Genomic DNA, 24,414 nt, shown 5'->3' on the forward strand with positions numbered 1-24,414 from the left:
TCGAGAGCCGAACCGTTGGGTCGGCTGCCGACAGAAGCTGACTCCATGACAAAATTTCAAGCAGTAATCAAAGTATCTAAGGTAGCTGAGTTGGCTGTTTGGGCGATTCGAATAGTAATTCTGTTCGCAGTGTCATTAAGCGCTACCATTGTTGTGCCTATGATCCTCAGTGTTGAAGGTTTCGGGGTGGCCATAGTTAACATAGTTAAAGCTCTTCTCGTCTTATTTGGCGTACCTTTGGCCGTCATTTCTTTAGCAATGATCGTTAAATTAATATCTGCGTATAAATACGTCGTAAGTGATAACTGATCTAGGAAGAGACCATGACACAACGGGAAAATGCTGGGAGTAGTGGGTCCGTAAACGCGGATGATGTATATGCGAAAACTCTGGACGATTTTAGGGAATTGGAAATAATCAAGTTTCTGGGCTTGATGCACGGTGAGTGCTTATCAGGAAGAGTATCAGACAAAGAGATTCGTGAGTTCGTTCTGGGGATCTATAGGACGCGCTTCATGGCGGCGGGATATGGGAAGCAACTCTTTCTTAGTCAAGGCGGAGGGCTTGATGAGGCGCTTGAATTATCAGATGGATTATCTGAGCGTAGCCCTATAGCCCAAATGTCTTTTGATGCTAGGGTTCAGTTCTCAGATGTTGTCAGTGACCCATTTGATATCATTAAGTCTGAAGCTGAAGAATTGTTTAAGGCGGGTGGCTTGATGGCCAACCTTGTAGCTGCTGGTAAGCCAGAGATCGCTCAAATCATCTGGAGAGATGGCGCCAAGGGTGTGTTTCCTTCCCTGTGAGCACGGCAATGTCTGAATATGAGCGCAATCATATCTGGCAAGGAAAAGTAGGAGTAACACATGAACTCGTTCCTGATTCCATCATGATGCCGAGAAGTAATCAGTGAAAAATATATCGTGAGTACACTTAAAATGCAGCGTACTTATTACACAACAATCCGCCTGGACGGTAAGTACTTTATGCCACTGTAAAGTATCTGGAGACCATGGCATTGGCAACTAAGCAGAAAGTGGTGTTGGGTAGTTGCCGGGGGTTAAGTGCTTGTTGTATTGTTAATGCACTGTTGCTAAGAATTATTAAGGGATGCTAAATGACCAGGATGTTTTCGATTTTTTTACTGTCAGCTATCAGTTTCGTTTCTCCGGCAATTGCTGATGAAGATCTATTGCGAGTGGAGAATACGGAAGTAATAGCACTTGACTCCGGCCACGGCCACGAGATCGTTGGTGTTGCCCATAGCACAACGGACGAAATGATTTCTGCTGCGACACTCACATTCAATCTATATGACCGCTCGGGTGCTAAGGTTGGAGAAGCCCGTGCAAATGGAAACCATATTGAACCCGGTGTGCCTTGGAGGTTTCGCGCACTATTCTCTGAATCCTCTGTCACGAGCTATCGCCTTGTGAACATCCGGGCGTTTTAACGTCGAAGGGATAGCATGACTGGGGAAGTCAGCACCACAATAGGGGATTGGGAGAAAGTTAATCTCCATGATGGGGATTAGATTTCCCTCTTTCTCTGAGCGCTTGTACCACGTCAGATAGCTAATTGACTACTGTCGAGGCAACTAATGCTCATGCTCAAGCGCCTGTTTCAACATACGATAATCTCCCCTCTACAGACGCACCATCAAGATGACGATGGCTGGCTAAAGCCCCTATCTGGAAACGAGCTTCTCGATCAGCCGTATCGCAAGCAAGTCATCAAAGCGTTGTGGGATCTGACTTCACTGACTAAACCAGTATTCCGTGAATTCATACAAAGACCGCTGGAAAACTACGCCGAACTCGTACAGCTGCTTCCTGCATCCGAGTCTCACCACCACGCCTATGCCGGTGGCATGCTGGACCACGGACTGGAAGCGGTGAACTACGCCCTACGAATTCGTCAACAGCATTTGTTACCGCCCGGTGCTACGCCAGAGGAGCAGTCATCTTCAAGTGAGCGATGGACTGTAGCAGTGGCCTATGGGGCGCTCTTACATGACGCGGCTAAGCTGCTCGATGTCGACATCTTCACTAAAGATGGCGGTGTATGGCGAATTTGGCATGGCCCGATCCCCGGCCCGTACCGAGTCCGGTACCGCAAAAGCCGGGATTACATGCTCCATCAGGCTACAAACGGATTGCTCTGCCACCGGGTTCTCGATGGGAGGATCCTCGACTGGTTATACGGCGACAGCGAGGTGTTCAAACAATTGATGTTCACCATGTCAGGGTATAGCAGTGAGGCTGGCATCATCGGCGAGATCGTCAGCCAGGCGGATCGGGCCAGCGTGGCCAGTAACCTGGGTGGCGACCCGACCAAGGCATTACAGGCACCGGTTGAGTCACTTCAACGCAAATTGACCGACGCCCTCAGATACTTGGTCAAGGAGCAATTGGCCCTGAATACGCCACGGGCACCGGCATATCTGACAGAAGAGGCGTTATGGATTGTCGCGCCCAGCGTCCCCAATCAGCTCAAAGCCTACCTGCTTGAACATGGGGTCGGCGGTGTCCCCTCGAACACCGCCCGTATGTACGATGAGATGCAGGCTCATGGTTTGATTGAGGAGGCAGGCGAGGGGAAGTCAGTGTGGAAGGCGGACATCCAAATTGACGAATGGCAGGCAACTCTGAGTTTCCTCAAGGTTCCAGCTGGGTTGATTTGGGGGCCAGGTGAGGAGCGTCCCCCGGCTCTCAACGGGACGTTGGCCGTGGTGAGCGGGAAAGCTGTGAAGGGCAAGGATGGCAGTAAGCCACAGAGGGCAGAAGCAAGCGGTGTTGCTTCCACTGAAGTGCTGGTTACGGATCAGGAGACGAAAGCTGAGGTTCCTGCATCACCAGAACTGCAGCCCCAGGCGGAAAGCAAGCCAGCCTCGACTAGTGATGTGCTTGATTTCGACGAGATGGTATCCCTGATCACTGGCGAAGAAAAACAGGAACCACCTCCAGAAAAATCAACTGAAGTCAAAAATAATGTTAGTGAGTCTGCCGAATCAAGTAGGGAGGTAGATGATCCTGGATTTCCAAGCGATCCTGGTGAGCACTTTGTGCAGTGGCTACGAAATGGCTTGGCCACCCATAAGCTCATTGTCAATGACTCGAAGGCTCTTGTACACGTCGTCGACGGGACTTACTTTCTCGTAAGTCCAGGGATTTTTAAACGATTCTGTAACGTGACATTTGGGTCCGATAAGCCCTGGAATAAGGTCCAGCAACGATTCCAGAAGCAGGGACTTCATCTCAAGACAGAACAGCAGATGAACATCTGGGAAGTGAATGTCCGGGGCCCAAATCGGCGTGGCAATATCCTCAAGGGATACCGCTTGAAGCTAGATAGCGGCATTACACCTAGCAACAACGACAATGTGTTCCTCTCACTAATCAAGGATGGTGCGGAGGCTGAATATGAACAGGGTGCGTAATTGTGACTTCAGCGAGTTACTTGAGGAAATGTTCGTAGAGCGTTGGCTTTCAACAAAAACACAGACGAGCTATATCGGTCCAGTAAGTCTCTTTAGGCGATATATCGGCACGCATGTTCTACCTAGTGAGGTGAGCCGTCGGGATGTGCTTAACTGGCGACTGGCCATTGTGAAATCAGATCGCAATCCTGACGGGATCGAGGAAAGCAGTTGGAACAATTATGCCCGGCACCTCAAGGCGCTATACAGGTTCGGGATATCCCACGAGCTGATTCCTATACAGGTGCATACGTCCCCGTTCGAGAAGGTATTCCTGCGCGAAAAGAAACGCGGACGCAAAACACTAAGGGATAAGGATATCGTGTTTGCACGAGAGGCTCTGGAGTTATGTCGACGTTATGAAGTTGTAAAGGGGCAGCCCGCTCCGATTCACCCAGCATGGTTTTGGCAAGTGGTGGTAGAGACGTTCTATCACACAGGCATTCGATTGAATCAGCTGCTGAGCATCAAACCGAATGACATTCACCTCAAGCGCCGTCGGCTAGTTGCTTCTGCCGAGGGAGCCAAAAACAGCTATGAGGCGGTGCTACCGATAACTGACGCATTATATCCCCATTTAGCCACGCTGATGACCTCGGCGCATGCTGCAGGTTGCCAGCGCTACGATCAGTTATTCAATGTGAATCTTTTTTCGGTACGAACGAAACGCAAGACCATGGATGTGTGGCAAGTTGAGCGATTCTTCAAGCAATTATCACGCTACTGTGGAAGCCGCATCACACCACACCGGTTCCGTCATAGCCTGGCCACAGACCTGATGCGTAGCGAGGGGAGAGACTTGTATCTTACTCAGCAGATCTGTGGACATACAGATATACGATCAACAATTGAGTACATCAGCCCTGATCTGAATATGCTTCGACAGTACCTGGATCAGCGGCACTCACGTAAAGAGCAAGTATTAGGGGATTCAAGTCTCGACTTGAATATCCCGCATATATCACTGAGGTGAAATTAGTGATTGATCAGCTTGACAGGCGAGAAGGCGCGTGACGATAATGATCTTGCAAAGTGGTGGAAATTCATTAATCGATATTTCCTGGTCAGCGAGTATCCCACAGGTCGACCACTAAGCAGATGCTGGTAGAGTCATGCGATTTTATTTAGCCCGCTAACAAAGTGACAACTGACTTGTAATCAGTAGGTCCCGGGTTCGACTCCTGGTGTCGGCACCATCTAAAGATGGTTAAAAGCAACATGTTAGAGACTTAAAAAGGCTGCCTTCATCGGCGGCCTTTTTTGTTTCCTTCCCCAAATTCTGCATCTGCGTACCGTAGTGTGTACCGTTTCTCTCAAGACTGTAAGCGCGCGCTAGATTTGGCACTTTCTAGCACTAGATTTGGCATAGAAGAATAGCCGGCGGTTTTAACCATTTAGCGTTTTATTTGGCACCTAATCTATGTATGGAAAAGTGTTGGCCAGCTCGCCTGCAAAAGCCTTGTCCTTAACCTCTCGGGCTACACCTTCGTATCCGGGAAAAAGCGTTGATCCCTTTACTCCGAAGTCAGCACATAAACGCAGCAACTCAGGCGCTTCACTTGTGGGCAATGTTAACTTCCAAAGTAAGGGGATAGGATCGTTGTCGGAATCATCGTAATGAAGCAGATTTTCAACTGTCGTTGATTCCATTCCCCCACCCATGGTTGCTTCGAGCGTAGATACTGTAAAAACGCCGTCCTGTGCTGCTAGGTTGGTGCTAGTCGCTCCGGGCATTTCAAGAAGCTCAACTGCTCCCCAATCTTGAAGCTTGCGTCTATTCAGAGCCCAAATAGCTATGTGCTCACTTCTGGCGGATGCATGGAGCATTGCAGAAGCGGCGAAATAGCAAGCAACATAAGACCTTCTTGTCCAATCAAGTAAACAAGTTGGAACGCCGTGGTGCTGAGCTGTAGCCAGTACTGGGCGAGCTACTTTCGGAGGCCAGCTTCCGTCATTCCTTGTAAAAGGTAACTCCCACACCAGTCCCGTTATTTCAGCTCGAAGAAGGTCTGAGTCACCTGGAATCGGAATTCCCGTTGCATCACAGGCACGGATAAATGCTCTGAGCACTTGTAGCTCAAATAATATTTGACGCTCACCATAATCTAATCTGGAGCGCATCACTGAACCAGCAGCCATGGGGCCAACGGTTCTTAACGCTGAAGGTGCTAATCCGAAGCTACTGCAGGGTTGGCCACGAAAAATGTATGCACCTCTACCCCATTGCAGGTTGTTTAATGGAGAGAGGTGCTCCATAAGCTGCCGCGCACTTTCGAATTGTTGTTCTCTAAGCAATTAACTTACCTCTGAAATTAAAACAACCCTGCCGGTTCAGCTTCCACATCCCAGCTAAAAATCAGCACCTCTTTGGCGTCTGAGCCTTTGCCGCCGCCGACGGTGTAGCGAATGTCGGTGGTTTCGATGTGGTAGCCCGCGAAGATCCGGCGGATGTCTGGGTGGTCGTTGAGACTGATTATGGCCTTGCCTTTTAGTTTGGCCAACATGCTCGCCATTTCCTCGTACTGCTCTATGCCAAAGGGTACTCCATATCCTTCTGTCTGCCAGTAGGGTGGGTCCATATAAAAGAGAGTGTGCGGTCGGTCATAGCGTTCGATGCAGTTCTGCCAGCTCAGGCGCTCTATAAATGTGCTCGATAAACGCAGGTGGGCTGCTGAGAGTGTCTCTTCAAGGCGTAGCAAGTTTAAGCCCGGTGGTGTTGTGGTAGCAGTGCCAAAGCTTTGGCCTTCGATGCGGGCACCGAAGGCGTTCTGCTGTAGATAGTAGAAGCGGGCTGCTCGCTGTATGTCAGTGAGTGTTTCAGGCCGCGTCATCTTGAGCCACTCAAACACCTGGCGGCTGGAGAGCGCCCACTTGAACTGTCTGACGAACTCTTCCAAATGGTTCTGCACAACACGGTAGAGGTTCACTAGGTCGCCGTTAACATCGTTAAGCACCTCGACGTCTGCGGGCGAAGGGCGTAGGAAGAACAGCGCGGCCCCTCCTGCGAAGGGCTCTACGTAGCACTGGTGCGGTGGCATTAGCGGAAAGATACGGTCAGCGAGGCGGCGCTTGCCGCCCATCCAGGGAATGATTGGGGTAGCCACGAGGCATCTCCTCTAAAGGTTTGGAGCTCGTGGCTCTCTGTTGGTTTAAGTGCCTGCAACGCGGGCACTTTATTTCGATGAACTGGTAGTCGCTGACGTTGGCCAGCTTGCGGTTGCACTGCTTACAACGGATTTCAATTAACACCATGCCAAGCCTTCTAACGTTCTAACGTTTGGCTTAGACTTCCAGTGCCTCGCGAGGCAGGGGAGTCTAGGCCGACTGGCAGGCTTGGTCTGCTTGTTGGTGACCACCTTCGGTGTTCCCGCACCTTAGGTGGTCACTCCTTTCTAGTGGTACTTCTGCATTAAAAATTTCTCGATAGCCCGGCGATGCCCCGCATTCTCAGCGGCACTGAAATCGGTGTTGAGCAAACCCATCGGGCCATAATCACCCCGCGTATTTTGTAAGAACATCAAGTTTCTCGGGCCGTCGATGTCTATATCCAGAGGGGTTTTGTCATCAGGTGCTGTCGCAACAAGTACTCCGTTATCAAAGATGCTCAATCCTCGCTCTGTTGAGAATGTGACGCAGATGAGCGTGGGCGTACTTCGTTGAGCCAAATTCATTACGTGGCTCAGCCTGACCGGGTTTCCACTCGCATTAATAAAGCTTTTGTAAACCAGCAGGGTCTCTGTCGTGTTTCCGGTCCAGCCGATAATCAGCCCTGTTTTATCGCCTACTTCATCAGTGGTTGAATGCCTGACCAGGTATTGAGGTACCCCTCCTCCCTCAGAAGGGGCGATGACAGCTAAAAACGACCACGCATCCGGGTTGATCGCAACCGTCTGATAGTAATTAACCGGCGCTGCATCTGTAGCGCGAACACTACGCTGCCCGTTTTGAAACTGTCCGAGCGCGATATTGCCGTTCCTCGACTCGCTGTCAGCCCCCGTGACTGCGTTGAGAACTGTGTTGTTCGAAACGCTAACGCTGTCCTCGTACCTCGGCGTAGAGAATAGGCTCCACCCCGGAGCGTTGCCGATAAATGTATCTTCTTCTCGCTCTTGAACAACGGGCAGACCGTTAGAATTGGAAAATTCGTACCCATGTAGTTTTATGTAGTTACGCATGTCATTAGCCTCTTAGTTTATGCTCAGTGTTCGTGAATCCATTTCCACTTTGTGTATCAAGTGGGCGAGATGAGTAACGGCTTCCGTGGCATGGCGATAAATGTCAAACGTGCCACCCTGGAGAAAATGGTTAGGTGTTTCCAGCAAATAGCCGTCGATGCCTTCTGCTGTAGCTTGTCTCGCTACCGTCCCGTTAGACGACTGAGCCAAACGCCCCAATGATGAGTTGTCTTGCCAGATATAGTCGTATTTCGCGCGTACCCAGCTAACGTCATGTGTAATCATTTTGGCCGCAATAGCGATGGGTCTCGGCTCACGCACGCCCATCCAAACGACCTCTCGATTAGAGTCGTTGTTCAGCGATGTAAAACGGTGGTGGTCGATCCATGCATCGATGCCCCCGAGCTGCATAACAGAAGTGATGATCTGCGTCTCTAGTTCAGAGGCAGGCGCAGTGCCCTTATACGACCAGCTACTGGGATTTGAACTGCCGCCGTTTTCCCAGTCGGCGGGATAGTTGCGATTGGGATCTACACCATTTCCGTTTTTCCGGCTCATCGCGTTATAGCCGGAGGGACATACAATCGGGATCAAGACAATTTCACAGCTCCAACGCAACCCGCTTAAGCGTTCATCTTCCTTCCAGCGTCGGCACAGATTTGAAACGAAATGGATGTTTGCTTTAGCAGCGTGAGGTTCGTTTCCATGTGTGCCCCCCGAGATCACAATCCTTGGATAATCAACCTCATCCTGGGGATATGAATTACCCGCACCAGAGTAGTCAGCAGCGCGGAATGTATACGCTTTGATCTCGCTACCCCATTCATCAACACCTAACACCTCAGACGTAACGTAATCGGTAAACTCAGCAATGAGCTGGTCCAGGTAGGCATAGACGTCCAAATGCGTCGCAAAAACATCTCTTGCCGAGACAGCGTACAAATTGTCGTAATCTGGTTTAGCTTCAAGCATATTTTTATTTAACCAGGGGGCGCCTGAGTTAATGTGCTGATCCGTTCTGGGGAGCTGATTGATGCTCGGCAGCCCGCTGCCACCGATAATGCGGGCGCCGGCTGCATCCCATGATTCAAAAACGACGCCGTTTTTGTCGACGTGCAGATATGTCGAACCACTTAGCGCATCATTTTTCCATGCGAACGTTTTCTTATAGTCAACTATCGGCTGCCCATTGCTGTCAAAACGGGCTATACGGCGGCCACTTAAATTGACAAAAAACTCCTCTTCATTCGCAGACGGCCACTTAAAGAGCTTGCGTACGGGATTAACGATAAATCCATTGTCAGCTGCCAATAGATACGTACCTGCATCGCCGATAAGCAGAGGTGTAATACCACCCTTCGATTGGCTTTCCTTGCCCCAATTAAATGCGGTTCTTTCAGCATCAGCTCGGCTGGCAAGCTCTAGCGCAACCATCTGCGCAGCAGCTACACCTTCCAAAAATTCAACGCTGGGGTCATCCGCCACTTTCCGATACTGAGTATCGGAAAGCCGCTGGTAGAGCGTCTTTGATGCATTCGTCGCGCCTGACTCTGCATAGAAATAACTACCATCTGACGCCGCTGCCATGCCAGCCGCTACAGTCGGGAATATCACCCCACCAGCGACCAGCAGCGCCTCGCCTTGCTCTTTCACATAATCAACCAGGCCTTCCGCAAAGGTGTTCAATGCACCCATTTGCAGATTGTGCTTCTCGATGACTTGTCGAGTTTCACCTTCCGCAAACCTGTATTCATTGAAGTCGGGAATTTCAGGGGCTCCCATGGTCTTATACCTCCTCAAAGGCTATCTGCGATTGCCAGTTTTCTACTCTGTTATGGGTGCGTCCGTAGTTGCTCTTACGGCGCGCAACGAAAGCGTGCTCGGCTTCTAAAAAGCCACCCCACTCGGGGTATGTTGATACGTAGATATCCTGCCGCTTGCCGACGCGAAGAAGCGCCCGTGAAAGCTTGGCCATGTCGTTACGGTCGAGATAATCAAGATTGAAGGTAAGCAGGCGCGCTGAGCCTTCACCGATTGTGCGCAGCGAATTGCCTTCGGTCCGTTGGTGCTCGGCGAAGTCTTGCCACTCCAATGAAACGCCATAGCTGACGTTAAATACTGGCGAGTACGCTGCACCTGCGAAGATGCGTTCTACTTGCAAATAGCCGTCCGCGTTGTCGGGGTTATCCAGCGTGATGCGGTAGCTGTCTGCGATCCGCTCAGCAGTCCATGTTGTGGATTGCACGCGTGGTAGCTCGGTGAGATCTTGCCCACCCCATGGGTCGATCCCCACACGCCAGGTGCCCAACGGGATTAACTCAGAGGCTATTTTTTCGCCGGAATCGTAGACAACGTTCCCTGAAAGCAAATACTCAACACGTACAGACCCTAAGCCGCTCAGGTTGTGGCCATAGAGCACCACGCCACTGATCGGTCGCGGGCCTGGCAGTGTGGCTGTGATGATTTGCTGCGATGTGTCTGTAGAGCGCCAGACGTAAGAGCGGCCACTGCGCTGCGTATAGGCAATAGGCAATGCCTGGCTACTCGCGCTGAGCGTTGCTTGATCGTGTAGGTTTTCGATGATCAGCCGCATGTTGGCACTCATACCCAGACCTCCAGCGCAGTGGTTGATAGTGTGGGTGAGCGGGCAATGCTGACGATCCGCCCGACGCGGCCTGCTAGGCGCAGGTGATCGACTGCGATGGCTTGGCCGATCTCAACTGGCGGCAAAAACGCTTCAATACGCCATAGCTCACGGCGTACCGAGCGCAGTGCCAGCAACCGATCGCGCTCTGTTGCAGCATCCGTCGCGTCTTGAATGACGCTGTCGCGTTCAGCGTTTTCAGCCAGCGGGTAGTTATCTACTGACTGAGTCGAGCGGCTTTCTTGCCATTCACGGCGCAGGCGTGACGCCAGCTCTGGCGTTGCGTCATCAACCACGGCAGCAATGGTGGTGAGTGGTGCCGGGTTGCGGCCCCATTTAAGCGTTAAACTCTTCCAGGGAGATTCAGTCTCAGAGAGGCTGATCTGGTCATAGACAATGTCATCAGCAAACAGCATTAGCCCTGCTGTTTCAGCGGCGTTGTGCTGCCTTACGACTAGCTCGCCGAGGGCATTGATGTACCAGTACGCACCCAAGCCTGCACACAGATCGCTCAGGATCTGGCTGCCGGTGGTTGCGCCGCTGTAGTGGAGGCCCACTAGGTAGTCGGGTAGGTCAATATCACCGACTGCGATGCCGTAATGATCAGCCACCCATGTAACGACCAGTGCGGGGGTGTTGTGGGATTCTTCGATGTCTACCGTGATGGTGCCGACTAGCGGCGCGGCTAGCTCAACCGAGCCTGCCGTGGCATCGGTCGTATGCGATACCAAATTTCCGTTATCTTTGGCACTGATGGTCGATACGGGCAGATAGGAGGCTTGGTACGTCAGTGTTTCAGTCGCCACTCGATAGGCCGGTGCGTTAAACACGTGGCCAAGTACCAGCGGTACAGCTCCGGCTTCGTTGGGCAGCTCGCCGGTGCCGATCTGCTCATCGAGCACGCTGCTTTCGTCGCTCATCAAGAACGTCAGCACGCCGCGCTTTGCTTCTGAAATGCCGTTGTTACGGCCTTTAGCCAGCAGCCTAAAATCATCCAGTGACCAATCAGGGCCACCGAGGTACATGCATATAGAGTGGCCTTGCCAGGCACGTTGAGCCCAGTGGGTGATCTCACCGTCATCAACCAGTGCCAGCTCTCCAAACCCGATTAACCCATCGATGCGCGTTGAGATATCGACAGCTGATGCCAGCAGGTCGTCATAAATGCGGTTTTTCGCACTGTCACCAGGCCTTGAGATATACGGGGCGTTAGCGACGTACTCAACGCCGTCAGCGTGGTGCAGCTCAACAAGCAGCACACGGGGTGCGCTCAGGTCTGCTAACCAGTTTTCGTATTGAACGTCGGTCATAGCACACGCCCCCTGATGCGCGAGGCGCGTGTTGCTGCGCGCTGTTCATCCAGTTGCGCCTGGCGTTGACGTTCAGCGACCTGAGCGCTGCTGGCGACGGCATTTGCTGTGCCCTTAGTGTTGTCGCTGATGCGCTCTAACAGGCGGCTGAGGTCGGCTCGTAACTGCTGGTTTTCGCGTTTTAGGTCGCGCAGGGTTTCGACGACGTCGCTATTGCTCAGCAGCGGTAAATTGGGGGCTGGCATCGGAGGGGGCGGGGGCCTACTGACATTTCGCATCGCACCAGCATCCTCAGCTGTCAGCACTTTTTCGCCACGGTGAAGTTCGGCCATGTAGCCATCAAACGGTACATATTCAAGGCCGTTACGGTGCGAGCCGTCTACGCTTTGAAACCGTAAATGCTCTTGCCACAGTTCCCAGAAATTGACGCCCTGTGCATCAACACGATCATCACCGGATAAACCCACGTTGGCGGCATCACGCTCATTAAATGCGGCTTGTGATGCGTGCCGCGCAGCGAGTGCGAGCGTACGCGCAACGCCCCGGTAATGCCCTGGGTCCATTGACTCCACAGTGTCTCGCAGCGCGCCGTATTCGCTGCTTTGCAGTAGCCCATCATCGCCTGCATAGCGTTCAATGAGCTTTGATATTTCGCTAATTTCCTGGCTACCCATCCCCACAGCATCAACGCCACGCTGAGCGCGACCGATGGCGTCAACGGATTGAGCCATGTGGCTATTCGCTGCTGCTGTGTACTGAGACACGGTGCGCTCATTGCTAATGCGGTCGCGCTCTGCTTGCTCAGCGGCAGCGCGCTCTTCCTCAATCCGAGTGATGTCATCCTGGGCAACACCCAGGGCGATGATTGCGTCACGTAAAGAGAGCATTGTTGTGTTGAGCGATACGAACTGATCCGTGGTGCGGGTCATTTCACTGACGAGACCATTAAGCTCTTTAAGCTGGTCGCGTGCCTGTTTCTCTAGGCTATCGGTATTCGCCTCTGTGCCTTCGTTGGAGCGGTTTAGTGCCTCAAGACGACTGATTGTGCCCGAGCCGTCGGCATCCAGTTTTTCGAAGATTCGGCGTAGCTCATCATCGCTGGCCATACCCTGGAACGCACTGTGGAACTCGTTCCAATCGATTAGCCCAGATGCATCGAGATCGATGCTGTCGAAAAGAGGATGCAGTGAAGTTGCGATGCCTCCAGGCAGTTGGCCAACCGCATCTTGCAACGCCTGGCGTATTTCATCTGCTAGGAACTGCTCAGCGGAGATAGCAGCAGGTAGCCCCGCAATAGCATCAAACACATCCTGCTGAATACGCTGGCCAGCATCGCTGCTAGCGTTGTATGCCTGGTTGGCGTCGAGTACTTGCTGGGCGTATTGGGTGATGTTCTGTAGCGCGTGGCGGTCGCCGTTCTCGGCGAGCACCAGCTGCTTAGCGAGCTGCTCTTGTGCGGTGGCCAAGTTGATTTCAGGCGTGCCGCTGGTTGCTTGCTGCTGGTCTAGCCAGTTTCCGATGTTGGCAAACTGCTGGCTGAGCTGGTCACGCACACGGGTAAGCTCGCGCTGATAGTTGCGCGCTGCGGCGGTGGCGTTTTGCTGCGCTGCTATCTCATCTTGAATGGCCCAGATGCGTTCCTGCGTGGGGCGTAGGGCTTCGTCGATGGTGGCGAGTTCGCGCTCGCGCTCTAGGGCTAACGCGCCTGACGAATCGCCCATTAGGTTGAGCAGCTCGATCTGCTGGCCAAACGCCTGGTTGCTGAACACTTCATAGGCGCGGCGCACCTGGTCTTCTGCAGAAGAGACGGCATCGCGGGCGGCGCTTAGCTCTGCTGTGAAGTCACGCACACCGGTTGCGGTGCTGCCGAGCATGTCCTGTAACTGCGTAAAGCCGCTGCTGAGCTGGAGTAGCTGCACATAGTTGCGCTGGCCGGATTCGGTATTAAGATTCTGGGCTTCGACCAAGGCTCGATAGCTGGCCACGTTCTGGGGCAGTACCAGCCCCATTGCGTTGAGTGACTGCGTCAGGTCATCTTGTAGGTTTGCAGCGCGCTCAGCTTCACTGAAAAACGCTTGGTAGTACTGGTCTTGCAGCGCCGCTAGGTTTTGCACACCACCTGCGTATTGAGCCAGGTTGTCAGCCGCACGAAGGGCGCTGGATGACGCGGCATCAAAGTGTAAGTTAAGGCGTTCAGACGAGGCGCTCATCACGCTCATGGCACCGGATGCTTGCTCGATGCGTGCTGCTAATTCTTCTGCACCCAGGTTGCCCCAGGCTGCCGTCACGTCGTGACCTGCTGCCTCCAACGCAACGAGCGTCCTATCGACTAGCTGCGCTTGAACCAGTTTAGAAGCATCACCAGACGCGACTTTAAAACTGTTAACAGCATTCTTCATTGCGTCCAGTTCGCTAGTGCTTCTAGCCGTGCTCGCAATGACGGTATCTAGTGCTTTGGATGCCTCAAAGAGCTCGGCTGCCCACTCCTGAGTACCGGCGCTGGTGGCTTTCTCAATACGCTGACGCTGAGTAAACCCTGTCTCACCCAACGCCGTCTCAGTGCGATAGGCCTTAATTCCGCTACCACTGCCTACTTCGCCATAAAACGGCGTCTTGCCACCACCAAACAGACCGCTAATGGCTTTCGTTATGCCGTCGACAATGCCCAGGCCCAGCACGTTATCTACGAGCAGGCCGCCTGCTAACCAAGGGGCAGCCGCGCTGGCCGCACCCATAAACCCGGTGCCAGCCTGAGCAGCACCGGCAGCGGCGCTACCTGCCCAGCCGCCATAAGCACCCGTTGCAGAGCCTGCCCAGCCCGCCGCGCCATAACCAGCCGCCGCCGTTGAAGCCGCAGAGCCACCACCCCATAGGCCGCTGACAGCATCCCAGCCGCCTTTCAGCGAGCCTAGATTGAAACCGCCAGCACCACCAGCCTGAACACCCATCCCCCCAAACCCCATGCTAGTAGCCAACTGCACGGTGATAGGTCGCGTGACTGCAATGTGAGCCATTTCGGCCAGCGTTTGAATGAGCGCCTTCTTCATTAGCTCGCCAGCATCCATGCTGCCGTCTATCGCACTTTCCCAAAGATCCGCAAAGCCATCATCTAGGCGGCGGAGGCCGTTCAGGCGCACTTCGTCCCAGGCGCCTTCCATGGTGAACGCCGCTTTAACGGTCTTATCGGCCAGATCGTCGGTGTCTTTTTGCGCCTCGATATACTGCTGTTGGAGCAGGCCCATCATCTGAATGTTTTGGGCGATGTTGCCAGTGCCCATAGCGATGGCCAGCGTTAGCGTTTGCATGTCCTGCGCTAGCTGGGTCACTTCCCGGCGGCCTGGGATTAGGCGGTTGCGCAGAGCTTCAAGTGCGGTGGCTTGGGCTTCGGTGGATTTTGCGAGTTCTTTGGCATGAGCGGCGGCTGTTTTGCTCGCATCGCCTAATTCAGTTGTGGAGCTCGTCGTTTCAACTACCGTTTGCCCAAGACCAGCCAAGGTTTCGCGAAGCTTGCCAATTGACTCGCCAGCGGCGTCTTGTTCGGTGGTAACTTGTGCTAGCTCTTCGCGCATATCGCGCAAGCGCATATTGTTTTGTAAGCGAGCTTGAGCGCCTTGACGATCGTTATCCTGAGCCTGGGTTAATCGCTCAATTTCAGCAGTGGCAGATGCTGCTTGCTGGCCTAGTGCGAAGTACTCAGTAGCGAGACTGACAATACCCGCTTCAACGGCGGCCACGCTATTTTGGCTAATAGCATTGGTTAAATCGTCGATGCGTTGCGTGGTGGGCTCAGCGGCTGCGCGCACTAATCCTAGTTCTTCTCGAAACGCATAGAGCAAACCACCAGCACCCACCAGCAAACCAAGCGGGCCGCCGACCAAGGCCAGGGCGCCGCTTAATCCACGTGCTGCTACGCTAGCTCGCGCCGTTGCGGCTGTGGCGGTATTCATAGCCGCTGTATGCGCGCCTGCGGCGGTCGTTGCCCGCGTACGAGCCACGCTTAGCTGTTGCAGGGCAAAGGTATGGGCAGCAGTCCCTTTAGTAGCCTGTGCTTCTAGTCGCGCAGTGCTGAGAAGTGCCAGTGCCGTCTGCTTTTCTGCTGCAGTGCGACGAGTGACGGCAACTGCGGCGGCTGCCTCAGCTCGTACGTCTGCCTGTGTAGCGAGAGTCTTTGCAACCATCGCCGTAGTGGCGGTGGTGAGGGCAACAGCAACACGCCCGCCAACCAACACCGCCATGATTTCAGCACCTGTTGTTAACGTATCGATGTTATCGACCAGCGGGTCAATGGCAGCCGTCATCATATCGGCCGCACTGATCAGGATGCCTGCGACACCCTCCGATGTCCCCAGCGCCTGATCCAACTCACCGACGAGGCGAGTGGCGGACGTGCTGATACGCACAAAGCCGTCTTCAATGGTTGCGGGCATTTCTCCGGCGCGGTCGCGCACGTCATCCAGCGAGCCAATCAGGGAGCTGGCGATCACATCGCCGGTAATACGCCCCTCGGTTGCGAGCCCACGTAGCTGGCTCACCGTCACGCCCAGTTGATTCGCCAACGCCTGGGCCACTTCACCGCCATTGGCGAGTACCGTCTCCAGCCCATCTGCCTGTAGCTTGCCAACGGCCATTGCGCGAGACAGGGCATTTTGTACAGACTCCGCTTGCTGCCCCCGTGTAGCAGTCAACACCAGCATGTGGTTGAGCGATTCGGTGTAATCTGCCGTTTCTTCTGCTGTTCGGCCCAGATCTCTCAGCGCCGATACGTTGCTGGCATAGGTACGCGCCGTCAGCTCCAGTGGGGCATACGATGCGTTAGCGATATCAGTGATACGGCGCATCATGTCGCCCGCCTCACTCATATCGCCGATGGCGGCACCGACCACTGACTGCATGTCTGACCAGCCATCGGCAAAACCGGCCACGTGGCGTATTGAGAACGCACCCAAGGCCAGCCCCACCATTGTGCGTAGTGAGCTGAAGTGGCTGGTGGTGGTTTGTGCTTGTTGACCCGTTTGGCTAAGCGCTTGTGTGGCTTCACGCCCGCCTTGGGTGGCTTCGGTGCCAAAGGCGCGCGCTTCGCGCTGGGTAGTGCGTAGGTGTTCGGAGACCGTCTCGGCGCTACGGCTAGGTGCCGTTAGAGCGCTTTCAGCCTTTTTGCTTTCCCGCTCTGTGGTAGTGCTGAACTCCCGCACGTCACCCTGGGCATCTTTTAAGGTGCCCGACAGCTGGCGGTTATCGCCAGTGAGGGTAACGCTTAGCGTTAGATTGTTCGCCACGGTGCTTCCTTCTAACGTTTACGGGCCGGGTTAATGGCGGGGTTGGTTCATTACGCTGAGCGCGCCGCGCTCGATGAGCTGTACTTGATCCAGCCGTTCAAGCTGCTCGGCTGGGGGCAATCGGTAGAGGCTGAGTACGCTGATAACCGCTTGCACATCCAGCCCCACCGGGCCACCCATGCCGCTGAATCGCCACTGGCGGGAACAGCGCTGGAAGGTCTGCACGGCCTCCCAGTTCTCTGGCAGTACCGCGAAGAGATCCAGCTCGGCTTGCGCTGCCTCGGCCTCTTCGGCCAGCTCGCCGCCTAGCGTGATGCCCAAGGCGGCTATGTCATCCTTGACCAAATCGGGCTGGCCATTGCTGGCTTCAGCCCAATGCTTGCCTGCGTCGACTAGATTCGCCCACGGTTCTTTTTTGAAATGCTCTCCTGATAAGCCGTAATCAATGCAGTGCTGATCGCGGGGTCATTCTTCGCGGCCTTCAGCAGGTCGTCGCCTTTCAGCTCGTTACCTTCATCATCGGTCAGGACAATGTCCTCGACGCCCTTGAGCACTTCATCCAGCAGCAATGTATCGGCGGGCATATCGCGCAGCTCGTCCTGAGGTTTCACTTTGAAAGTGGCTTTGAATTTGCCGGTGTTCTCTTTACCGTTTTCGTCATACACGGTGAGGGCAACGGGATATTTGTAGCTTCGGGCTGTATTGACTGTGAACACGGGTATTTCTCCTGGTTTGATCTGATAGCGCAACGCTGTTTAACCGCCGCTTGGGCAGCGGTTAACGGGGTGTTAAGCGGCTTTATTTGACGGTGATGGTGACTTCGTCGTTACCGTCTACCGGCTCAGGCATGTAGTTGATGCTGAGCATCTGCGTGCCGTCTTGGTCGCTATACGATGGCGATTCGATGCCGACCTTGGGCATGCTGATTTCAATGATGTCGCCTGCTGTTTTGCCCTGGGTGAGCATGAGCGGGCCGGTATCGGCGTTCTGCGAGACCTGAAAGTAGTTCATGACGCCAACACCGGGGTCTTCGATGCTCAATTGGCCTGAAGGGGAGCGCCCCGTAATCTGGATATCGTTGGAGCCAACGATTTTGTTGTGCACCACTTGGCCCGACATATCGAGTGAGAACTGGTTGAACGGCACCGTGGCACCCATAAAGGCCAGTGGCTTGGTATTCAGCGTGTTGACCGCTAACGCTTCACGCCACTGGCTGAGGGTGACGTTAGGTAGCTGCTCTTGTGTCACTGGGCTAAGCAAGCCGCGCAGGGTAAAGCGGATCACCGGCATGCTTTCTGCATTGACGGTGAACGCAGCCGTGCCATGTACGCCACGGCCTTTGTGCAGGTTGCCGTCCACATGCGCGAAGAACACGCCGCTGTCTTCGTTCTCGGAAACCGGGCTATAGGTGACGCTTTCGCCGTCCACCACAACTTCAGCAAAGCCGCAGCAGCGCAGCAGCTTGCCCCATGGCGGCGCGGTGCCAGCGGTGCCGCTGGTGTTCAGCTCGACTTCAATAACCGCTTCAACGTGCTTTTCGCCCGCCGCTTTAGGCGAGTTGCCGTAGTAAGGGCGCACAAAGTTACGCTCGATATCGCTACCGCTCAGCGGGGTAACGGTAATCTCTCGGGTTAAAATGGCATCCGTGGCCGCTTCCGGCGTGGTGGTGCCATCGTTGTACTCAGATTCCAGGGCGAACAGCATCGCCCGGCGGTTGGTTCTCATGCTCACGGGGAATTCTCCTCAAGTGGCCACCAGTATTCGGCGGTTAGCACATCGGCCCAAAACAGGGCGTGGCTTTGTAGGGCCAACAGCTGGCCGCGTTGCCATTTCACGGGGATGTCGCAACCAGGCGGCATCCAATTAATTAACTGCGTTAGCGCGGGCTTGCGTAGCCGTGCCAGTTCGTCGTCTCCCGCTGTGGCCACTGGCCCTAGCGGTTGGTTACGGCGACGAATACCCGTTACCAGCAACACCTCCGTTTTCACGCGATGGCGTGACTGGTTGCTCATTGCGCCATGGCTGACGATTTCACGCCCTAACACCAGCATCATGTTGGGAAGCTGTGAGTTGCGCTTGGCGGCTTCAACATCGGCAGCAAGCTGCACCACTGGGCCACCCAGAGCGTTAAGGCGATCAAGCCAGGGCGTGAGCGAGAGCATTACTTAGCCTCTTTGCCTGGTTGCGTTTCTTCCGCTGCTTTGGGCTCAGGTTCTTTCACAGGGGCTGGCGCTGGCTCCATCATCATCGCGGGATCGCGGGCAATGGCTTTGTAGGCGCTGCCTCGGTCGTCCAGCGTGATGTGCTTCCAGGTGTTGTCGAAAATAACCCCGCACACCTGGCGCTTAACGCCGGGTGATTTTGTCTTCACCCGCAGGCTGATTTCCTTGCGAGGCGTCGGCGGGGCTTTTTTAGTGGTCTGTTTGGCACTCATGGCCATCTCCTTAAAAACCGCCGCCGTTAAATGCCCGGCGGCCTGAGTTCATTTGCACGCTGCCTGCGCTGCTTGATGCAGGGCCGGTCGAGATCCCCAGGCGCACTTCGCCACGGGATACGCTCTTTAAGAACTTCACCGCGTCGTCGTAGCGTTTCTGTACCTGATCGCTGGCGTGTTCGTCATAGAGCCGGTACCGGGCAATGTCGCAGGCGTTGGCAATCAGGATGCGCGGCACCGGCGAAAGCGGCACCGGGTAGCCCGCTGCACTGACGTAGCCATCAATCTCGCCGCTGGCGTCTTCACAGGCGCGTTCGACCACGGCGGTGTCGATGGCCATGCCGGTTTCATCGCGAGCGATGGCGAGGATCTCGTCAGCGCCGAAACGCTCGACCAAATCGGCTTGTGTGCAGTAGGGCATGGGTTAACGCTCCGTTTAGCTAGGCTTACGCCGCGCTAGGCAACCATGGGTTCATGATTAGCTGTGAGGTGTTGGCCCATTCGTTGGTCGCGCCCGCTTCGTTCATAGCGTTGGTGAGCACACGCCGTGCCGGGCCTTCCATATTGCTGGGCACCATCGTGTGGCTGTGGCGCAACGCCAATGGACGGTCATGGTCGCCTTTCAGCTCCTGGAGCTTCTTGCGAGCCAGCTCATAGTTCGCTGCGTTGAAGGGTTGGTTAGAACGAACGACCAGTTGCCATAGGCCTGCACCGGCATTTACACGGGCATCCACGCCCATGAGGAAGTTGTCGGTCATAAAGACTTGAGAGTCATCCAGGTTGGTCAGGGCGCGGAAGTCATAGTCACGTCGCTTCTGGAAGACCATCGGCTTGATGGCGCGGGTGAGATCCATCACATACCAAGCAGCGCCATTGCCGCCCATGTCGTTGGAAACGCCGATTTCCTTCTTCTTGGCGTCTAACACTGGGTGGTCATTGGCAAACAGGCGCTTGCCGTCGTAGCAGAGCGGGTTTGCGGCTAACACCTCAACGGCGATTTCGTTGGGATGCTCACGGCTGGAACGGCCAAACTCCTGGTATACCGGGGCATATAGGCCGTAGGTGTCGTCTTCGATGCTGTCGCGGGGAACGCCTGCGGTTAGCTCGAACTTACGGTTTTTGATAGAGAAGTCCGCACCTTCAAGGCCGTGAATGACACGGTCGCCCAGCCATTCGCGCATACGCGGCAAGGCTTTTAGCCAGGGGTACACTTCAACCGCTGTGGTACTGGTGACAATGGTGCAGAACTGCTCATGCACGCTGCCCGCATCGCCGACAGAGTTGAAGCCCTGCTGGAAGTTGGCCTTGTAGGCCTTGAGCAGCGCGTTCAGGTTGGCGTTATTTAAATTCATGGTTGCTATCCTCTTAGGCCAAGCGGGCCGTTAATGGGGCGTTACAGGTAGGCGCCGGAGGTGGGGTCGATCACTACCCACACGCCAAAGTCGTCTACGCCGTCGATGATTCCGGCGATGGAGCGCGCCGCCTCGCCATCGGTTTTGGCCACGGTGTGGTCGTCCACTAGGTAGCAGGGCTTGCCTACGTCGGCAGCGGTGATTTCGTCTGCCGCTGCGGAGTTGTCGAAGGCAAAGCAGCCGACCTTCACGTCGACGTGCTGGTCGCCGTTATCGCCTGTGGTGTTGTCCTGGTAGTGCGTGGCCACACCGACGGCGACTAAGCCGGTAGCAGTTGTTCCAGCAGCTACAAAGCCACTGGCTGCCATGGCGACGATGCCACCAGCAAACACCACCGCCCCAGCGGCAAGCGCGTGGTTACGGCTGGTGTTATGGCGATACGGTGTATTGCGATTTTTGGTAAGTGCCACGGTGTCATCCTCTTGCGTATTGGGTTAGTGCCGCTGATTAGGCTGGGTTAGCGGCGCGGTACTGCTCAGTGCTAATCCCCATGGATTTGCACACCGCCAGTTCAGCCTCGCTGAGCTTTTCGCCGTCGCTAACCGCGCCACCTTCAGGCTGCTTGCCCTGGGTTTGAGTCGCCTTCAACGCAGCGATGCTGGGCGCGCCGTCCAGATGCGCTTTACAGGCAGCAATGCCTTGCACGCGCAGCCAATCCGCCGTCGCCTTGCCGGGAATGCGGCCATCTTCCAAGCCTTCTTTAATCAGGCCGTCCAGCTCAGCGGTGTTGCTGTTGGCTTTCAGTGCCGCCAGCTGGGTGCCTTGCTCGTCGTACACGGCCTTGGGCACGTACTGGCTCATGTCAGGCGCGGCGGTAGCGCTGGAGGCTTTCAGGGCTGCAACGGCTTCCGCTGGCTTCGCGTCGTCTTTGGCACCCAACGCTTGGCGGAACGCCTCGGCATCGGCTTGGGCAGACTTCAGCGCGGCAATCGCGGTGTCGATCTGTTCGTCGGTGGCTTCAGCGGCCAAGCCTAGGGTTTGAATCAGTTGCTCACGTTTCACGGTGTCGATCTCCTGGGCGTCGTTAGTGACGTCGTGGGTAATCGCCATCCGAGCAGCGGCAAGCTGCGCCGCGCCCTCATCAATGGCGGGGGTGTTGGTTAACGCCAGGTGCAACAGGTCTAAAGGCACACCGTTGGCGTCGTAGGGAAATACGGGGGAGAGGTAGAGATATTCAGCAGGCTCGCCGTTTGGCCCAGGCGTGATCGCTGCGCGGGCTTTGGCCGTCCAGGCAATCGCGCCATATAGGCCATCGTCCCGAAACTCAAGCGAGCGCGGGTCGACCCAGCCAGCGGCAGGCGCGGGCTGGCCGTTCTTTTCGGCGTAAAGGGTTTGGTGTTCGTAGTCGATGGCGATATCGGTACTGCGCGCAGCGGCCAAGCGAATAATGGCTTGGGCTTGCTCGGCAGAGAGGTGCCATGGGCCAGAGCCTTCAGCAGCCCCACGCGGAGCATGGAACGTACCGGACGGCATCAGGCGCGTTTTATCGTCAGTGGCTTGCACTCGTAGAGCACAAACGGCGACGCGGGGCTTTGTTTGAAGGCTTTGTGTTTTCATGCCCCCATGATCGGGGGCTTAGGGCGGGGCGTGGATTTAAAGCGCTTTAGGAGTTTTCGGGCTTAAGCTGCCAGCTTGATCGAAATAGGAAGTGAAGATTTAGAAACGCCCAAGTCAAACCGTATTTTTTCAATCAATCGATTGACTGCTTGCCAACGTAGGTCTTCAGCCGTCGTTGAATCTTTAAGAGCGTCGAGTAGCGCCATGAGCGCTACTACAACTTCATTTGATGCAATGATGAAGGACTTATTGGCTGCTGCTGTAAATTTACCCTTAGCCTCATCAACACTCGCAGTTGAATTGATGCCTTCTTGCCACCCCTCATATTTTTCTAAACCAGCAAATATACTAAGTGATGAAGGTGACGGAGAAACACTAGCAAGGAAGAGGTTGAGAGAGTGTATAAGCTCTTTATAGTGCTCCATCTTTTCCTTACGTATTTCAGCTTCTCTTTCCCGCCATTTGGTAAACAGGTAGGTTGATGCCGCTCCAAGAGCTGCAACGGCTATCGCACCGAGAACACTCAAAAACTGAGCCATTAGATATTCCTCTTACTGTTTTGTTTTATCGTAAGCCATTCATGCGGGCCAAAGTAAGGTCTAATCAAAATCTAACGCGGGTCTAACGCGCCTTGCTGGGAAAAGTCAGGCCAACGTAGCGGGGGATGCCTTAGCGGCGCTTACAGGGCCGCGTTGATGAATTCGGGTTATACGCTCAAATGGTCGGCGAGGATGGCTAAAACCTCGTCGTCGTCGTCCTCATTCAGGCCGATGAATTCACGCCCAGGGATATCACCCCACAAGTGCGGGAACTCGGCTTTTGTTCCGCCCCAGTGCATCATAGGCGCGTATACCATCAAGCTGCCCCATTCGACGCTGTCTGACGTGGCGCTATAGCTGAACTGCTTTGATAGCTCATTGCTTTCACCTTCCAGCACACGCCCGTGGCCTTTGCGCTTTTCAGTGACTGGGGAGTTGTCTTGCCAGGCGCTGCCGTCCGGGGCTTCTTTATCGCGGAAGCGTTGCTGGGTGGGGTTGATCATCTCTTCGCCGATCGACTTCATCGGCGCTGTTAGGTCTTCGCCTTTATTGATCAGATCTTGGATGGCGCGTTCGACGGCCTCAGAACTAACGTTGATGGTACCCATGGTTCTCTCCTATACTGTGTTGAGTGCATGAGACCAATATTCGCCTGGTGTACCCTGCGCACGCAGATGAGGTATCTGGGGATGGCGAACCAGCCTTGCACTGTCTTTTTGGTTCAACGCAACCGCTGCATTTTCTGCCTGACTTCCCGCTCGGCCTTTTCGTCACTGACCACAAACAGCGTTAAGAAGTAATTCTTCTTGCCGTCGGCTGTGCGCTTCAATGCGGCTCGATATAAGCGTTCCCCGACACTTAAATAGATCATACGCCCTGGCTCGCCGTAGCGCTGGTACACCTCGCCTTGATCCAATATTTCCTGTATCCGTCGGTAATCCGCTAGCCCCACTTCTGGGTGGCTCACTTTATGGGCCGTCAGGCTTTCTTGTGAGAGCAACACCACAGGGCTTTCCGCGCCTAACACTTGGCGTTCCACCGCTGGCACTACGGCCACGGGATATTCACCGCGCACCTCGCCATTCCAGAAGCGATTGAACAGCGGCGCTTCGACCAATTGCGCAACGTTCTGGCGGGCCACTGTCGCCTCTACACTATCTAGCCGGTTAAGCCTGGCAGCGATCGCACGCTCGGTGGCGGTCTGCCCCGGTGCATAATCCCAGCCGGGTTGCACGCCGTTTGGCACCGTAACCACTTCGCCGGTGGTGTTGTCCACGTTTTCATAGGTGCCGTCGTTGGGCGCTGCATCCGGGCTTTCTTTACCCAGGCGCTTTAAGCCGCGCTCGTTTAACGTCTCGACGCCGCAGTTGCAGCCGAACCCGTTGGGTGGGTAGTGCGCTTGCCACCAGGGATCGTCGGCCCGCAGCACTAGGTTGTTCCAGCGTTGGTGCTGCTGGCGTGGATTCTCGATGGTGTTATGCACGTAGCGCCAGTAGGGGCGCAGGCGCACCACGTCCGGGTCGGTCATCTGGGCCCAGCGCCCAGCGGCGTAACTGGTATCGAGGTTGGTTTTGTAGATCAACCGAGTA

The 24,414-nt window shown here is 54.9% G+C and carries 25 protein-coding genes; 5 read left to right on the forward strand and 20 right to left on the reverse strand.

Annotated elements, in window-relative coordinates; all coding sequences use genetic code 11:
- The first annotated feature begins 45 nt into the window (after positions 1-45).
- The 5 genes from ACTH5D_RS05110 to ACTH5D_RS05130 all read left to right on the forward strand — a co-directional run bounded on the left by ACTH5D_RS05110 (position 46) and on the right by ACTH5D_RS05130 (position 4,451).
- On the forward strand, positions 46-309 hold the full coding sequence (locus ACTH5D_RS05110; RefSeq protein ID WP_441668998.1) for a hypothetical protein: 264 nt from the start codon (positions 46-48) through the stop codon (positions 307-309).
- 14 nt (positions 310-323) lie between these two features.
- Complete coding sequence (locus ACTH5D_RS05115; protein WP_441669000.1) at positions 324-806, forward strand: hypothetical protein; 483 nt, start codon at positions 324-326, stop codon at positions 804-806.
- Positions 807-1,117: 311 nt separating this feature from the next.
- Positions 1,118-1,453 (forward strand): FxLYD domain-containing protein, encoded by a 336-nt coding sequence (locus ACTH5D_RS05120; protein WP_441669002.1) that lies wholly within the window; start codon positions 1,118-1,120, stop codon positions 1,451-1,453.
- 147 nt (positions 1,454-1,600) lie between these two features.
- The gene (mobH, locus tag ACTH5D_RS05125; RefSeq protein ID WP_441669004.1) at positions 1,601-3,439 is read left to right on the forward strand and encodes a MobH family relaxase; all 1,839 of its coding nucleotides are present in this window, start codon (positions 1,601-1,603) and stop codon (positions 3,437-3,439) included.
- Positions 3,423-4,451 (forward strand): tyrosine-type recombinase/integrase, encoded by a 1,029-nt coding sequence (locus tag ACTH5D_RS05130; RefSeq protein ID WP_441669006.1) that lies wholly within the window; start codon positions 3,423-3,425, stop codon positions 4,449-4,451. The genes mobH and ACTH5D_RS05130 overlap by 17 nt, the downstream gene beginning before the upstream one ends.
- Before the next feature lie 440 nt (positions 4,452-4,891).
- On the opposite strand, the gene ACTH5D_RS05135 is transcribed toward ACTH5D_RS05130, so the two are convergent.
- The 20 genes from ACTH5D_RS05135 to ACTH5D_RS05230 form a co-directional block, all read right to left on the reverse strand.
- Positions 4,892-5,617, reverse strand: a complete 726-nt coding sequence (locus ACTH5D_RS05135) for an FRG domain-containing protein (RefSeq protein WP_441669008.1) — start codon at positions 5,615-5,617, stop codon at positions 4,892-4,894.
- Positions 5,618-5,790: 173 nt separating this feature from the next.
- Positions 5,791-6,582 carry a DNA adenine methylase gene (locus tag ACTH5D_RS05140; RefSeq protein WP_441669010.1) on the reverse strand — a complete coding sequence of 264 codons (792 nt, stop codon included), beginning with the start codon at positions 6,580-6,582 and terminating at the stop codon, positions 5,791-5,793.
- Positions 6,533-6,730, reverse strand: coding sequence for a Com family DNA-binding transcriptional regulator (locus ACTH5D_RS05145; protein ID WP_441669012.1), 198 nt, complete (start codon positions 6,728-6,730; stop codon positions 6,533-6,535). The genes ACTH5D_RS05140 and ACTH5D_RS05145 overlap by 50 nt, the downstream gene beginning before the upstream one ends.
- A 140-nt stretch (positions 6,731-6,870) precedes the next feature.
- A complete protein-coding gene (locus tag ACTH5D_RS05150) occupies positions 6,871-7,653 on the reverse strand; it encodes a hypothetical protein (protein WP_441669014.1) in 783 nt (260 codons plus the stop codon).
- Between the two features lie 12 nt (positions 7,654-7,665).
- On the reverse strand, positions 7,666-9,435 hold the full coding sequence (locus tag ACTH5D_RS05155; protein WP_441669016.1) for a M14 family zinc carboxypeptidase: 1,770 nt from the start codon (positions 9,433-9,435) through the stop codon (positions 7,666-7,668).
- A gap of 4 nt (positions 9,436-9,439) precedes the next feature.
- Entirely contained in the window at positions 9,440-10,258 is an 819-nt protein-coding gene (locus ACTH5D_RS05160; RefSeq protein ID WP_441669018.1) for a hypothetical protein, read from the reverse strand.
- Complete coding sequence (locus ACTH5D_RS05165; protein ID WP_441669020.1) at positions 10,255-11,607, reverse strand: hypothetical protein; 1,353 nt, start codon at positions 11,605-11,607, stop codon at positions 10,255-10,257. The genes ACTH5D_RS05160 and ACTH5D_RS05165 overlap by 4 nt, the downstream gene beginning before the upstream one ends.
- Positions 11,604-16,883, reverse strand: a complete 5,280-nt coding sequence (locus ACTH5D_RS05170; protein WP_441669022.1) for a tape measure protein — start codon at positions 16,881-16,883, stop codon at positions 11,604-11,606. The genes ACTH5D_RS05165 and ACTH5D_RS05170 overlap by 4 nt, the downstream gene beginning before the upstream one ends.
- 30 nt (positions 16,884-16,913) lie before the next feature.
- A complete protein-coding gene (locus ACTH5D_RS05175; RefSeq protein WP_441669024.1) occupies positions 16,914-17,228 on the reverse strand; it encodes a DUF1799 domain-containing protein in 315 nt (104 codons plus the stop codon).
- A 47-nt stretch (positions 17,229-17,275) separates the two neighbouring features.
- Complete coding sequence (locus tag ACTH5D_RS05180; protein WP_441669026.1) at positions 17,276-17,599, reverse strand: hypothetical protein; 324 nt, start codon at positions 17,597-17,599, stop codon at positions 17,276-17,278.
- Between the two features lie 82 nt (positions 17,600-17,681).
- The gene (locus ACTH5D_RS05185; RefSeq protein ID WP_441669045.1) at positions 17,682-18,608 is read right to left on the reverse strand and encodes a phage tail tube protein; all 927 of its coding nucleotides are present in this window, start codon (positions 18,606-18,608) and stop codon (positions 17,682-17,684) included.
- A gap of 2 nt (positions 18,609-18,610) precedes the next feature.
- Positions 18,611-19,045 (reverse strand): phage tail terminator protein, encoded by a 435-nt coding sequence (locus ACTH5D_RS05190; RefSeq protein WP_441669028.1) that lies wholly within the window; start codon positions 19,043-19,045, stop codon positions 18,611-18,613.
- Entirely contained in the window at positions 19,045-19,317 is a 273-nt protein-coding gene (locus tag ACTH5D_RS05195) for a hypothetical protein (protein ID WP_441669030.1), read from the reverse strand. The genes ACTH5D_RS05190 and ACTH5D_RS05195 overlap by 1 nt, the downstream gene beginning before the upstream one ends.
- 10 nt (positions 19,318-19,327) lie before the next feature.
- The gene (locus ACTH5D_RS05200; RefSeq protein WP_441669032.1) at positions 19,328-19,738 is read right to left on the reverse strand and encodes a gp436 family protein; all 411 of its coding nucleotides are present in this window, start codon (positions 19,736-19,738) and stop codon (positions 19,328-19,330) included.
- A 25-nt stretch (positions 19,739-19,763) separates the two neighbouring features.
- Complete coding sequence (locus ACTH5D_RS05205) at positions 19,764-20,669, reverse strand: Mu-like prophage major head subunit gpT family protein (RefSeq protein ID WP_441669034.1); 906 nt, start codon at positions 20,667-20,669, stop codon at positions 19,764-19,766.
- A 41-nt stretch (positions 20,670-20,710) separates the two neighbouring features.
- Entirely contained in the window at positions 20,711-21,139 is a 429-nt protein-coding gene (locus ACTH5D_RS05210; RefSeq protein ID WP_441669036.1) for a hypothetical protein, read from the reverse strand.
- A 37-nt stretch (positions 21,140-21,176) separates the two neighbouring features.
- Positions 21,177-22,286, reverse strand: coding sequence for a phage protease (locus ACTH5D_RS05215; protein ID WP_441669038.1), 1,110 nt, complete (start codon positions 22,284-22,286; stop codon positions 21,177-21,179).
- Between the two features lie 62 nt (positions 22,287-22,348).
- The gene (locus tag ACTH5D_RS05220) at positions 22,349-22,825 is read right to left on the reverse strand and encodes a hypothetical protein (protein ID WP_441669039.1); all 477 of its coding nucleotides are present in this window, start codon (positions 22,823-22,825) and stop codon (positions 22,349-22,351) included.
- A 167-nt stretch (positions 22,826-22,992) separates the two neighbouring features.
- Complete coding sequence (locus ACTH5D_RS05225; RefSeq protein ID WP_441669041.1) at positions 22,993-23,433, reverse strand: phage virion morphogenesis protein; 441 nt, start codon at positions 23,431-23,433, stop codon at positions 22,993-22,995.
- Between the two features lie 113 nt (positions 23,434-23,546).
- On the reverse strand, positions 23,547-24,414 hold an 868-nt coding region (locus ACTH5D_RS05230), incomplete at its 5' end, for a phage head morphogenesis protein (RefSeq protein ID WP_441669043.1).

Source organism: Halomonas sp., from assembly GCF_052095695.1.
Lineage (GTDB): Bacteria > Pseudomonadota > Gammaproteobacteria > Pseudomonadales > Halomonadaceae > Vreelandella.